Here is a 13,762-nt window from a genome sequence, read left to right on the forward strand (position 1 = left end):
CGACCTGCTCGCGTTCACCGCTTTCCCGAAACAGATCTGGCGCCAGATCTGGTCCAACAACCCCCAGGAACGGTTGAACAAGGAAATCCGGCGCCGCACCGACGTCGTCGGCATCTTCCCCGACCGCCAGGCCATCATCCGTCTCGTCGGCGCGGTCCTGGCCGAACAACACGACGAATGGATCGAAGGACGCCGCTACCTCGGCCTCGATGTCCTGACCCGCTCACGCGGGCTCACCGACCCGACCATCGAACAGGAGGAAAACCCCGAAGCGCTCACCGCCTGACCAACAAGGATCACGCGGCGACCGTTCTCTTTACACCACGCATTTGGACTTGACCGTCTGTGACTGCACAGTCATCGCAGGTCCCCGACCGTGTTGCCCCCTCCTTCAGTCCCACAACAGCCCAAGGGACACAAACTCCAACCCCGCTGATCAGCCCTATGGGTCAGGCGAAACCAGCACGCTACCCCTCGTTCAATCCGTCGCTTGCTCCCACAACGATGACGACTCCCAACTCGATGTCTCACCGCTGCAGTCGACCCACACGACAGCTCAGGCCAAAACAAGCAGCGGGCCGCTACCCGCTGAACATCCTCACCCGCAACCGTCGGCCACACGGTCACCACAAGATTCCGTGCCGATGCCGCAGCAGGTCAACCACCAAATCGATCGCCAAACACAGCCAGGAGCCTGCTTCGCGGCGACAACCAACAACCGAAGGACCCGATACACGTGACACCGTCGCACCCCACCCCGCACCCAGCTGTGACACTCGTGGCTACACCCGACCCCATCGGCGCCCCGAACGATCAAAGCACCGCCACAGTTGTGTGGCGCATCAGCCGTGAGAGCTCCGGCATAGAACAGCGCCAGTTCATCGAGCGACTCCCCCATGGCACCGACTCGGCCGAAGACGCCCTCAACGCAGCCGGATACACCATCAATGGCGTGTGGACCCACGAAACCGAGCCGAAACTCATCCAGCGGTTGCCGCTGTTGTGCGATGCGCACGGGTTCATATTGCGCATGGGCCGCCTCTATCATCCCTCAACACACCACGCAGGCCCCAAAGTCGCCGCCATAGTGAGCAACAACCTCACTGTTGTGCTGCAATCGGTCCCCGCACATGGCCACCCCCAGAGCTACCACACGGCGTTGACAAAACAACGCGACGCCAACCGAACCCTGGCCGGCGTCAGAGGAATCGACCACCGCCACTTCGCGGCCGCCGCGAAGCTTCTCAACCTGATCATCCAATCATTTGCCACCGAGTTCGCTCTGCAGCTGAAGCTCGTTGAAGCGAACACCACCGACTGAGACCCCACTTGGACGGGTATTCCCCGACAGGGAACCACCGCGGTCGGGGTGCGGTTCGTCGACCCACTCATCGAGGGTCAGTCCGTCGGCATCTTCACCTCACCACTCGATTCGCACCCTAACGCTGGGCTGCGGCGCTGGTATGTCCGAGTGACCACGGCTATCGGCGCGTGCATCGAGGTATTCGCCGGCCACAACCGAGGAGGACATCGGTGTGGCAGCGACGTCCCCACCGTGACCATCGGTGAATTCCCCACCCGTGAGCGTGCTGTGCGGTAGCGGCGCCGGTTGGCCGGGCAGCGCCGCCAGAACACCCGCGCGTTGGAGCGCAAGCTCGTTCGCTACGACCCATGCCGAGCTCCACAGGCCGCGGGCGCTGGTCTTCCCACTACCCCAACCGGCACTGAAGCAGCGCCGCGACCACTCCCGCACTCACCGCTGTGAAATCTGTACATATCCGAGAGGAATTTTCACCCATGTCAATCACCACCTGCATCCGTCACGCCGAGTTGGGGGACCTGGTCGGCCTGCTGAATTCTCAGCAGGCGGCCAAACTCGACGTCGTCGCCCCTGCCTCAGCGTTGCGTGCCAGAGATGGTCTGCTGCAGTTGTCCGGGATCGACCCGGTCCTAGATGAGCGGGGATTCACCCTCGTCGAGGGCTGGTACCGGCCCACTGCTGCCGCAGATGCTCATCTCGGGTCGAAACTGAAGATCCCCGTCCCATATCTGAAGTGGCTTCGGGGACAATCGCGCACCGATCTCTACGACGCCAATATCAACGGTCTGTTGCATGGCAGCCACGACCCACGCTTGCCCGGTCGTGGTGACGACCGGTCGTTCCTGCTACGCCTGTTCACCTCCGGTGGACCGGACGAGCCCGGAGTCCTGCGCGCGGTGCTGTCGGATCGCTACGGAATCATCGACAACCTCGACGTCCTCACCGCGGTACTTGAAGGCATCCGCCAAGCCGATGCCGATGTGTCGGTCCGCTCGTGCGACCTGACTGAGGCATCCATGCACTGCAAGGTGTATTCACCGAAGGCCGCGCACTGGCACCGAGCTTCCTCAACAACTACCGATCCCCGTTCGCCACCCCCGAACTCGAGACCCAACGCCGCCGCGCCGCAGGCCAACTGGCGCGGTGGCGCCCGATCGCGTCCCGCGAAGGCCGCGCCTATCAGCCGGGCACCGAGCCGATCGTGTTCGCTGGGTTCCGGTTCTCCAACTCCGAAATCGGCCACCACGCGGTCACCTTGAAACCAGAACTGCTGGTCGAGATCTGCGGCAACGGACTGACCCTTCCGATGTTCGCCTACACCAAACGCCACATCGGCGACCGCCTCGAGATAGGCCTCAGCGAAGACTGGTCGCACGACACCCAGCGCAAACGGCTCGCGGTGATCACCGCCGAAACACGCGACAAAGTCGCCGAATGGTTGTCACCACAGTTCTTGAACGCCCGCATCACCGAACTGGAACGGCACGCCGCCACACCAGTCGCCCACCCCGAACACACCATCGAAGTCATCTCCAAGAAATTGAAGTTCACCGAGGAAGAACGCCGCGGGATCCTCAGCCATTTCATCGCGGGCGCTCAGCTCACCTCCGCTGGCATCGCCCACGCAGTCACCAGCTACTCCCAGACCATTCCCGACGCCGACCGCGCCGACACCCTCGACGACCTGGCCCTACACGCGATGTCCCTCGTATGAGCCACCAGCACAAACCTCCCAGCACGACTCCACCTGGGACGTAGTCGCCATTGTCCCCTCATCCATCCCCGCGGGCCTCCAGCGCCCCACCCTACGAGGAGGTTGCCTCACATATGCCCGACACACCAACCATCGACCGAGACCAGCTCAAGTGCGCCGAACACTTCGGTACCGCCGGACCAGTCACCGCCCTCACTGAGAACACCATCGCACGCTGGCGTAAGCAGCACCCAGACTGGAAGGCCAAGCACTGGGGCTACAGCGAACCCGATCACCAGGGTGCACGGATGCTGCAACCGATCAACGTCGTATCCCGCACCAAAAACTAGCCCTCCGACCGATTCCCCGGTGCTGCCGGCCCGGTACCGGCAGCGCACCACCAGTGCACACCTCGTCATTCCCGCTGTCCGGTAGGTATCAGCCAGTTCAAAGCTGAACGATGCCTACCTTTTTCACGATCGGAGTCCACTCCTGATGCCCCACGCCACCGACACCTCCGACCCCACCACGATCATCGACACCAACGACACTGCTACGCCTTCCACCGGCCACGTCGACTCCGAGACCGCAGTCGCGGCGCCTGCGCGGATGCTGGATCGGGGGCCGACAATAGACCCCGCGCTACTCGACATCGCTGAGAATGTACGGAAGAACTTCCGGCTTGACGAGCAACCCGAATTCACCGAGTCTGTTCGTGAGCATGGAGTGAAGTCACCGATCAAAGTGATCCGCATGCCCGACGGGCGCTTGGTTGTCCGGGACGGACAGCTCCGCACCCTGACCGCGCTGGCACTCGAGCAGACCGAGGTACCGGTGTGGATCACCGACTTCGATCCTGCTGTCGACCCCGACGAAGCCGAGATCCGCCGGATTATCGAGCAGATCAACGTCAACGATCGCCGCATCCCGCTCACTCCCGGCGACCGCGCCGCCGCAATCGCACTGGCTATTGATTACGGCGCTACCGTCACTCGGGTCGCACAAGCACTGCAGACCAAACGCGACAAGGTCAAATTAGCAGGCAAGGTCGGCGCCTCTCCCACCGCAATGGAATCGCTCGACGGCCAGTTCACCCTCGAACAGGCTGCAGTCATCGCCGAATACGACGCTCTCGGCGACACCGCCGCGGTCGAACGCCTAGCGCGCTCGAGCCCGACCTGGTTCCCCTATCAGGCAAACCGGATCGCCCAAGACCGCGACGAAACACGCAACTATCTGACCGCAGCATTGCCCTACGCCGAGGCTGGGTTCAGGGTCCTTACCAACTACCCCGAACACGACTCTTCCACCGACAGTGAGTCGCTGATATCGGCTGCCGAGTTGGTCGACACCGACGGCGAGGCCGTCGACGTCAACCACATCACCACCGATCCCGGCTTCTGGCTGGTGTGGTTGGAACTCGGCGAGGACACGGTATGGGTCGAGACCGACACCGGCGACCTCGTCGACCCCCACACCGTGGACTTCGACACACTCGATGACCCCGACGCTGAACCGGCCGAGGGACTGCGCCACGCTCGCGAGGTGCAATCACGTCAACAGATTCACGCCGAATACTTCCTGCCACGCGATCTGCTGGAGACAGTCGGCCTGCGTGAGCGCGAGGCCGACACCAACCCAGGCAACATCGACCAGGATGAGCAGGGCGAGCAGAGTGCGGCAGGCAGATTCGCCGCTGGGCGTCGCACCGCCGCCGCGCGGACCGAAGCAGCGCAGACCGAAGCAGCGCGGGAGCGGGAGCGGGTGGTCCGGCGGCGGGTGCGTGAGCTCAACAAGCAGGGGTTGGCGGCCCAGACCACCCGCACCGAGTTCGTGCAACGGCTGGTGCGGCGAAAGACCCTACCGGCGCAGGCGCCGGTGTTCCTGGCCCAGTCGCTGGTTTCCGACTACGGGCTGCTCAGCGAGTACACCGCATTCGACATGACCTCGAAACTGCTAGGCACGAAAAGTAGCCCTCTCCGCCGCGATGAACTGCTCGCAACCCTCGAGACGACGAAACCGGCTCGCGCCCTGGTGATCGTGTTGGCGCTGGTGCTCGGTGGCTACGAGAACCGCGCCGGAAAAGACCTGTGGCGCTACGCCGACCGTGGCGTGCGCCGCTATCTGGCGTTCCTGCGCGAACTCGGGCACCCGCTTGTGCCTGTCGAACAGGCCGCCCTCGGCGAGATCGCCGCCGCCGACATCGACATCGACACCCCCGCCCCTGAACCCAACAAGCCGCAGCAGGCCAGAGCCGCCTGACAAGCTGTTCGGCCACCTCGACAGGCCGGTGCGCGGATCATTCCCAACACCCGTGCACCGGCACCCCGAGGTCACCACTTCACCGAAACCCTAAAAGGTGTTTGTCTCATGACCGCTGTCATGGACCTACCGTCTGTCGTCTTGGGTGGCTGCTGCGGACCTGGTCGTGCAGGTGCCTGCCCATTGGTGTCGTGGCAGATCCCAGACACCACTACTCACGGTAGGGAACCCGCGGAACTGGCTGCTGCACTGCGTGTCCGGCCAGTATCCCAGCCGAGCTGACAGGCACACTAGACGAGGACGTCAACGATCGGCCACGACTTCCTCCTGCGGTGGCGCAGGGATTGTCCGGTTCTGCCATATCGACGGAGCGGCAGATGGGCAGGGAGGTGGGCGACACAGCTGACACCAATGGGCCCAAACCGGGTACAGGTCGGCTTCACCACCGCGAGGATCGACACCCCGTGACTAGCTAGCCACGGACCCGCCCCGAAAGGCGATCCATGCCGATCAGCGCCGAATCGTCGGTGCCGGCTGAGATGCTGAGCCCCATGCAAGACAACACCTTTCGTGGCGACCGTCAGTCCTGGCAACCATGGTTCGACCTGCACCCGCCCAGCTACGAACAACTCACCGCCGTCATCACCGCGATCGACGAGGTGCTGACCCGCGAAGGGTTTGAGCAAGGCCCCTTCGGGTTCGACCCGATCAGCGAAGACGCGCCACTGTATATGCGCGCATCCTGGGTCCGTGAACCGCTCACCGACCGGCACGACCTCTACCTCACCGACGGCGGCATCGTCGGATCGGTCGACAACGCCTCGGTGTGGGGTTCAGGACTGATCCGCCTCGATGTAGACAAACAAGCCATCGAACTAACCTTCCGCGGCACCGCGCCCCACACCCTGGCCGCGATCGTAGCCGCCCACGTGCAAGCCGCCGACGCCCCCTATCACTGAGCCCCGTCGCGGTCTGCCGGTCATCCGTCGCCGGACGGCTCCCGCCTACAGGCAAGGAAATCCACGACATCCAACCGCGCCGAATCATCTGTGCCCTCCCCTCTTGTTCAGGGCCTCGCCCAGCAGTCGTTATCGATGCTGAAATCGGGCCCACAGGCCGCGACCAGCGTGGCCTATAGAGGGCGTCCGCCGCGTTGGCGCTCGAACGATTCGTCGGCTGGGTCTCCGGATCGAGGTCGATCGGTCGATGCTTCCAAACCGACGCCGATCGGTTCGGCAGTCGAGCAGCAGCGATAGACAGATCGATGCCGACCACCCCCGCCAAGGTGAGATCGCCCTCATCGTCGACAAGCACCGCCATGAACCCACCGGGAGCCAAATTGCGCTCGGACACCGGCGACCCATGTCACGCCTCATCAGCCCAGACAGCCACCCGAGACCCGAGACCCGTGTTATGGACGTGACCCGGCACAGGGTCGCACGCGATCTGGTCGATGCAGACAACGAGCGCCGGCTGCCGGCATTCGGCTTGGCGGGCTCGCCTTACCGGTCGAACCCGTCCCACCCGCGATCACGGTCGAAGTCGGCGAGAGCGCTACGGCCAGTGAGCCCACGAAACGCGTGGTCCTTCAACAGCGGATCCGGATCCAAGACCAGGGGATGCTCCAAAGCATGCAGCTCGCGTTGGCGGGCAGCCCCGGCGATGTTCACCGCGCGCTCCGCGCGGTCGCGGGCATCGACCAATATGCTATGCGCCTGGCGGCTGAGCTGGATCAAGTTATCCCTGCGCGCGGCGCCGACCTCGGTGATCGTCCGGCGCACTTCATCGACCAGCCCGGCGAGATGCTCCTGAATCTCGGCGACACGTTCGGTGTTCGGTGCATGCCCGAGCTGCTTCAGATCATCGATCGTATCCCCGATCCGGCCTTCCAGACTGCGCATCTCGCGGCTCTCCTCGCCTTCCCGCGGCCCGATCAGGCCTCGATGAGGCACACAGTACGACCACACACCGACAGCCGCCACTGGCCCGGGCCCCTCGGGTAGCGCCACCCCCTTCGTCGAGGTGAGCGACTTGCGCCATTCGATGGTGCAAGTCGGCGTACTCCCCTCCCGTGTGGCTGTCAGGCTACGGCATCGAAGGAGCTGCAGGCGCATGCGGCCGCGCCGGAGCCACAGGTCCATGATCTAGTCGCGAGGTTGCACATCGCCGAGCCGGACGCTGCGGCAACGCGGGTGCTCTTACCGGAGGTGCAGATCGGGACGTCACCGCGATCTGTTCAGAAGGCGGCGATGTCCCCCCGAGACTCTGGCCGGATTCACCACCCTTGGTGAGGATCTGACCGGCCTGAACGGCAAGTTCACCGAATGCACCACAGGCCTCGCCGAGGTACGCAGCACACGGTTCGCCACAGACTCGCATTCCTGCCCAGGCACATCGTATTCCCTGCGAGGCGCAGACGTGGGTCCGCACACCGACCGACCAGCACAGCGCCTCACCACTGGTGACAGTGCCTCGAGACACGCCGCGTGCTGCCGGGATCACAGATCGCTTCTGACGATCTCATCCATCTCATCCAACCGCCCCAATATGAGGCGGACCTCCTCCAGCTCCTCCTTCGCTGTCCTCAGATCAGCCTCCAGAACTTGATCAGCGAATCTACGACGCCAGTGGCGCAACCGTTTCTGCGTCACCATGAGGTCGGCGGCGATCTGCTCCTCCGAGGCGCCCTGCTCAGCCAGTGCGTCAGCACGACGAAGTTTCGCCAGGATCTCGTTCGCGGAATACCGTTTCCATCTCGCCACAATCCCCATTGTCGCTCCTTCGCGCTGACACAGTCATCAGCACGCTAGAACTCAGGAGACTCGCACCTACCGCACACACGACTGCGGATTCGACTGTCTCGCGTTGTCGGAGGATTCCAACCGGCGAATTACCCGAACCGAGTAGTGATGACGTGGCGGTGCCCCGACGGCCTGCGCCACGCCTGCCCGGACCCGCAGCCCAACAGCCCGAGCGATCCCATTGCCACAGGCTGCGGCCCAGAGCTCCCCGTCGGACCGCGCTCGCCTGGGCACCCACTCCCGGAGAGATCGATCACCTCATTCAGGGTGCACGCCTGCTTGCACACCCACCCCGACTGCCCCCTGCCTAACACCAATAGTCGACAGCCTCCGAACGCTGCCGATCACGATTCGCGGAACACGCTGCCGCACAACACTTCCCGCTACCCGCACCGTACACAGCTCACCGCTGGGTTCGGCGCTCCGTGTCTCTCACCGAAAGGTGTTTCATCATGCCCGAATCCGACCTCTACGCCGACTGTGCGGTGTGTGGGACCCGTCGCGCAGGTCCGGCAGGTCCGCGTCATCGCGTCGCTGAGCAGCTGGTGTGCGGGTCGTGCATCACCACGGTGGCGGTCTGCGATGGCTGCCACGAGCGGACGCTGACCTTGTCCGACACCGCCGAGCGGACCCGGCTGTGCAGCGAGTGCACACCACGATGGTGCGCCTGCGTGTCGTGCGGGCTTCTCAGCGCACGGCACGAGCGCACCGACACCGACCACGCCGTGTGCGTGTCCTGCGCCGACGTCTTCTTCGCCCGCTGCTTCGCCTGCGGACGCCACAGCGCCAACTCACGCTACGTCTCCGGTGGCCTGCGGGTGTGCGCGGTGTGCGCGTCCGGATACAACGGCTGCACCCGATGCGGCACGCTGCTGCGCGGCTACGGCTCGTGTGACTGGTGCGCCCACCCCGCGCGGGTGCGCAACTACAGCTTCAAACCCGACCCCCGCTTTCACGGCACCGGACCGCTGTACCTGGGGCTCGAACTCGAGATCGTGGTCCCCTACCAATGCCACGACGAGGCCGTCGAACTCGCCACCGAGCACCTCGGCACTCTGGGCTATCTCAAGCGAGACTCCTCGATCCAGCCAAGCGGATTCGAACTGGTCACCCATCCCATGAGCTACCCCTACGCCCTCGGCAGCTTCCCCTGGGAACTGCTGGGAGAGCTGGACGATGTCGGCTGCTCCACCCACGCCGGGGTCGGATTGCACGTGCACGCCTCCCGCGCCGGGTTCGCATCCCCGGCGCACGCGTTCCGGTGGATGATGCTGATCTACCGCAACGAATCCCCACTGACCCGCCTGGCCGGGCGCCGCTCGCGCTATGCCCCGTTCGACCCTGCCGCGCGGGCGAGGGTCAAGAACACCGCCAAGAACCACACCGCGGCACTCGGACTGGATCGGCATCAGGCGATCAACCCCTACCCGCGCAGCACCTTGGAGCTACGGATTTTCGCCTCGTCTCTGGACGTAGGGCGCGTCCAGGCCGCGCTGGCGTTCACCGCGGCCTCCATCCACTACACCCGCGACTTGGCCGTCGCCGACATCCACGACGGCGCATGGAACTGGGAGACGTTCGCGGCCTGGGTCGCCGCGCGCCCGCGCTATCAGCCCTTGTCCGACCAGCTACATCACCTGGAGCTCGCATGTGCCTGCTGACCTACTTCCCGCCCGGTACCCAGCCCGACCGCCGCGCGTTGCAGACCGGTGCCGCGGTCAACCCACACGGACATGGCTACGCCCTCATCATCGAGGACAAGATCCGGGTCGGCCACAGCATGGATCCCGACCCACTCATCGAGGAATTCCTGAACCTTCGCGCCGAGTATCCGACAGGGGCGGGGTTGTTCCATTCCCGCTACGCCACCCGCGGCATTCAGGCCCTGAAGAACTGCCACCCCTTCCCCCTCGGACGCGACACCCGAACAGTAATAGCGCACAACGGAACCCTGCCCAAGCGTGTACATCCACGCGCCTACGACCAGCGCTCGGACACCCGCATCGCCGCCGAGGAATACCTGCCTCGCCACCCGTTCGGATCGATCGACACCCACCGCGGCGCCCGCGGGCTCGCGTCATGGCTAGGGACCAGCAAGCTGGTCATCCTGACCGTCGACCCCACCTACGCCCGCCGCGCCTACATCCTCAACGCCGAAGCCGGGATCTGGGACGACGAGATCTGGTACTCGAATTCGACATACCAGCCCTGCGTGCGGCGTTTCCACATCCTGCGCTGCGACGAATGCGGGCAGCTGGATCTGCACCGCGCCGCACACTGGTGCGACCGGCGCGAGTGGTGCTTCGACTGCTGGCGCTCCTTCCCCCGCTGCATCTGCACCACACACCCCCGCACCACCGCGCCGGTCACTCCGGTGACCCGCGCCGAAACCCTCGCCACCCTGACCCGTCCCACACGCGGACGCCACCGCGCACGAGGCCCCCACAGCTGGACTGTCGAGCCCATCATGCCGCACATCAACAAAGACTGACACGCCCCACTGTCCCTGCCGCGTCCGTCGATGCCGTCCCCACCCCTTGTCCGGGCCCCGCACACCTGCCGCTGTGAACGGCAAGTGGGCGGGGCTTTCGCCTCTTTCATCGAAAGGCCGTGACCTGTCATGCCCATTGCCGCCGTGCCCGACACCCACTGCGAAGAGTGCTCACACCCGGTTCCCGCCGCCTGCCTAGTCACCGTCGTGGAGGGAGACCGACTGTGCCCGGACTGTGCGGGCGACACCATCTGCGCCGGCTGCGCCACCCCAACCCGCCACGCCTCCCCGACCGTCGACTCCAACTCCCGATGCTCGAACTGTCTGATCGGCTGGGACCGCTGCCGCCGCTGTGACCTGTTCACCAGCAACGCGCTGGTGCTCGTGGAACGCACCACCGAAGTCGCAGTCTGCCGGACCTGCGCGCCGGACTACGAGCGCTGCGTTGACTGCAATGTGCGTGCCGTGCACACCACCGACACCGACCGAGGTGAGGTGTGCTCGGACTGTCTCCGCTCCTACGACGAATGCATGGACTGCGAACAACTCGTCCCGATCGAGGTGGACCGCTGCGCCGCATGCACCTGTCACGACGACGAGCGCATTCATTTCTACAACTACCACCCGACACCGATCTTCCACGGCGAAGGTTCGCTGTTTCTGGGGATGGAGCTCGAACTCATCACTCCCCGTAAGTATTTCTCCGACGCGGTCGACCTCGCAATCGATCACCTGGACGGGCTGGGCTACCTGAAGAGGGACGGCTCGATCCGCCCGATCGGGTTCGAGATGGTCACCCACCCGATGTCGTGGGACTACGCGCGCGCGAGCTTCCCGTGGCAGCTGCTGACCAAACTCCACTTGCTGGACTGCCGAACAGACTCCTCGGTCGGCATCCACATCCATGTCTCACGCAGCGGATTCACTTCACCCGCGCACATCCTCCGGTGGATGAAGCTTTTCTACCGCAACGAATCCCAGGTCTGCACCTTAGCTCGGCGGCGCAGCGACCAGTGGGCGAAGTTCTCCCCCGCCGCCCGCGAGGCCGCCGCCGAGTACGCCAAAGGCTCCACCAGGGGCGACCGCTACCACGCGATCAACGTCCGCCCCGAGCACACTTTCGAACTGCGGATCTTCCAGTCTTCCCTGCGCCAGCGCCAGGTCAAAGCTGCCCTCGCCTTCGCCGCCGCGTCGGTCGAATACACCCGCACCCTCACCGCCGCGCAGGTCGTGCGCCATCACGGCTGGGAATGGCCGGTGTTCTGCGCCTGGCTCGCTTCCCGCCCCGAGTACAGCGATCTGCACACCGAACTCCAGGAGCTGGAATGTGCATGCTGACCTTTTTCGTACCCGGCGCCACCCCCGACCTAGGCGCATTGCACAACGGTGCGCAATTCAACCCGCACGGGCACGGCTACGCCCTGATCACCGGCGACACGATCACAACCGGGCACAGTCTCGACCAAGAAACCGCGATCGGCGAATTCGCCGCCCTGCGTATCGAGTACCCACACGGACCGGCATTGTTCCATTCCCGCTTTGCCACCCACGGGGTGCACGACCTCGACAACTGCCATCCCTTCCCTGTCGGCGGCGACCCACGAACGATATTGGCACACAACGGCGTCCTACCCGCCGAGGTGCACCCCGCCGATAATGACCCACGCTCCGATACCCGGATCGCGGCCGAGGACTTTCTGCCCACCAACCCGTTCGGGTCCCTGGATTCCTGGGCCGGGCGCGAGGGCCTGGAAACCTGGCTGCGCACCGACAAACTCGTGGTGCTCACCGTCGACCCCGCCTATCGTAGCCACGCCTACCTGTTCAACGAAGGCCGCGGACACTGGGACACCGGCACCGGGATCTGGTACAGCAACAGCGACTACCTCGACCACGACTGGCTCTACCAACCCGACCTGGGCTTCAGGTCCTGCGAATTCTGCGGCGCCGCCGACGACGAGATCGTCGGACCGCACTGCCGCCTCTGCGGCTTCTGCGCCGAATGCCACAACTCGTTCCCGCACTGCGACTGCGCGGTCCTCGACGGCCACGACCGCTACGGCGACCTCATCGACCGCGAATACGCCTGAGCCCGAGCGAGGTGCCGGTCCACACCTCGCGGACCGGCACCTCACGGAAGGGAGCCCACACCCATGCCCCGCCTCATCGACCCCGCACGGCCGGTCGTCACCGTCGCTTCCTGCGGTGTCCCGACTTCGGCGCTCCGGTGATCGGGCTGGACACCATCGAATAGCACTGGCTGCGCCGCGACAGCGATCACGACCCTCGGCGGGCACCACCAGCGGCCGCCGCCACACCGTTCTGCATCGTCCAGACGGTCGAATACCGGTGCCACCAAAGTCTATCGAAGCCCTCGCCCCGCACACCCGCAGCGCCGACGAAGCCCCTCCGCGATGACTGAACCCATTCCCGCGGCACAGGAACAATGCGTGCCCATGCCGGTGACGGCGCTGCGCGCACCCTACCGCCGGCGCCGCGCTGACCACCTCCTCCACCTCGGGGCACCACCGCCCTCATGAGGTCCAGACCGTGCTCACCTCGCTACTGCATCCCTTCCACGACAGCGCCCACCCCCTTGAATTCCCACCACGACCCGCTCGCTCCTGCCCCCCACAACCTCACTGGTGACACGACCCCGAAGGAGTCCACCGATGTCGACTGACCCCTACACCGCCCGGCTGCGGCTGGAGCCGCGGTACGCACCATATCTGCCCGAGATCGGGGCTGCGGCCTCGGTCCTGGTCGTGGGGTACCACGCCGCCTTCGCCGCCACACCCGCACACGGCACCCCGATCACCGCGTTCGACCCCGCCCCGCCCCGCCACCCCGACCCGCCGATGGCGTTGATCCGCATCGAACACCGCACAGCATCACTGCGCACCGATGCCGACGGCAATCCCCAGTGGCAACCCGATCCGTTCGGGATCGGACTGCCCGAGTTCTGCTGGTATCTGACCCCGACGCAACACACCGGCACCCGCTGGGTACTGGCTCGAGGCCGCTGGGCGGCCGGTGGGCGTCAAGCCGTGCTGCCCCGCACCCTCACCGCCGCAGTCCCTGGCGCACCGACAGTCGTCTCAGTGCACGACCACAACACGCACACCGGCCGCCGCTGGAACCAACCCTGACTACCCGAAACACTTGGTCCGGCATGCGCGTCTCAACCATCCGAC

14 protein-coding genes are annotated in these 13,762 nt (G+C 65.2%); 12 read left to right on the forward strand and 2 right to left on the reverse strand.

What is annotated here, in order from left to right:
- The 7 genes from K940_RS0119455 to K940_RS0119485 form a co-directional block, all read left to right on the forward strand.
- The coding region (locus tag K940_RS0119455; RefSeq protein WP_028478882.1) for an IS256 family transposase at window positions 1-286 on the forward strand (286 nt) is incomplete at its 5' end.
- A 546-nt stretch (window positions 287-832) separates the two neighbouring features.
- Complete coding sequence (locus K940_RS0119460; RefSeq protein ID WP_155980984.1) at window positions 833-1,321, forward strand: hypothetical protein; 489 nt, start codon at window positions 833-835, stop codon at window positions 1,319-1,321.
- 476 nt (window positions 1,322-1,797) lie between these two features.
- Window positions 1,798-2,580 carry a hypothetical protein gene (locus K940_RS33140; protein WP_051407378.1) on the forward strand — a complete coding sequence of 261 codons (783 nt, stop codon included), beginning with the start codon at window positions 1,798-1,800 and terminating at the stop codon, window positions 2,578-2,580.
- Entirely contained in the window at window positions 2,577-3,035 is a 459-nt protein-coding gene (locus tag K940_RS33145; protein WP_196812284.1) for a hypothetical protein, read from the forward strand. Before K940_RS33140 ends, K940_RS33145 begins: the two co-directional genes overlap by 4 nt.
- A 113-nt stretch (window positions 3,036-3,148) precedes the next feature.
- Window positions 3,149-3,364, forward strand: coding sequence for a hypothetical protein (locus tag K940_RS0119475; RefSeq protein WP_028478885.1), 216 nt, complete (start codon window positions 3,149-3,151; stop codon window positions 3,362-3,364).
- Window positions 3,365-3,509: 145 nt separating this feature from the next.
- The gene (locus K940_RS29340) at window positions 3,510-5,276 is read left to right on the forward strand and encodes a ParB N-terminal domain-containing protein (RefSeq protein ID WP_051407380.1); all 1,767 of its coding nucleotides are present in this window, start codon (window positions 3,510-3,512) and stop codon (window positions 5,274-5,276) included.
- A gap of 551 nt (window positions 5,277-5,827) precedes the next feature.
- On the forward strand, window positions 5,828-6,235 hold the full coding sequence (locus K940_RS0119485) for a hypothetical protein (RefSeq protein WP_155980985.1): 408 nt from the start codon (window positions 5,828-5,830) through the stop codon (window positions 6,233-6,235).
- A 543-nt stretch (window positions 6,236-6,778) separates the two neighbouring features.
- On the opposite strand, the gene K940_RS0119490 is transcribed toward K940_RS0119485, so the two are convergent.
- Window positions 6,779-7,177, reverse strand: a complete 399-nt coding sequence (locus K940_RS0119490; protein WP_155980986.1) for a hypothetical protein — start codon at window positions 7,175-7,177, stop codon at window positions 6,779-6,781.
- A gap of 597 nt (window positions 7,178-7,774) precedes the next feature.
- Window positions 7,775-8,047 carry a transposase gene (locus K940_RS31015; protein WP_051407381.1) on the reverse strand — a complete coding sequence of 91 codons (273 nt, stop codon included), beginning with the start codon at window positions 8,045-8,047 and terminating at the stop codon, window positions 7,775-7,777.
- A gap of 482 nt (window positions 8,048-8,529) precedes the next feature.
- Here K940_RS31015 and K940_RS33715 point away from each other — a divergent pair, with 482 nt between their 5' ends.
- The 5 genes from K940_RS33715 (at window position 8,530) to K940_RS0119525 (ending at window position 13,717) form a co-directional block, all read left to right on the forward strand.
- On the forward strand, window positions 8,530-9,738 hold the full coding sequence (locus tag K940_RS33715) for a hypothetical protein (RefSeq protein ID WP_231390443.1): 1,209 nt from the start codon (window positions 8,530-8,532) through the stop codon (window positions 9,736-9,738).
- Entirely contained in the window at window positions 9,726-10,568 is an 843-nt protein-coding gene (locus tag K940_RS29355) for a class II glutamine amidotransferase (protein WP_051407382.1), read from the forward strand. Before K940_RS33715 ends, K940_RS29355 begins: the two co-directional genes overlap by 13 nt.
- A gap of 129 nt (window positions 10,569-10,697) precedes the next feature.
- Window positions 10,698-11,906, forward strand: coding sequence for a hypothetical protein (locus K940_RS33720; RefSeq protein WP_028478888.1), 1,209 nt, complete (start codon window positions 10,698-10,700; stop codon window positions 11,904-11,906).
- Complete coding sequence (locus tag K940_RS0119515; protein ID WP_231390444.1) at window positions 11,900-12,658, forward strand: hypothetical protein; 759 nt, start codon at window positions 11,900-11,902, stop codon at window positions 12,656-12,658. Before K940_RS33720 ends, K940_RS0119515 begins: the two co-directional genes overlap by 7 nt.
- Before the next feature lie 582 nt (window positions 12,659-13,240).
- Window positions 13,241-13,717, forward strand: coding sequence for a hypothetical protein (locus tag K940_RS0119525; RefSeq protein WP_028478891.1), 477 nt, complete (start codon window positions 13,241-13,243; stop codon window positions 13,715-13,717).
- Window positions 13,718-13,762 lie beyond the last annotated feature (45 nt).

It is taken from the genome of Nocardia sp. CNY236, from assembly GCF_000482385.1.
In the GTDB taxonomy this organism is placed as follows: Bacteria; Actinomycetota; Actinomycetes; order Mycobacteriales; family Mycobacteriaceae; genus Nocardia.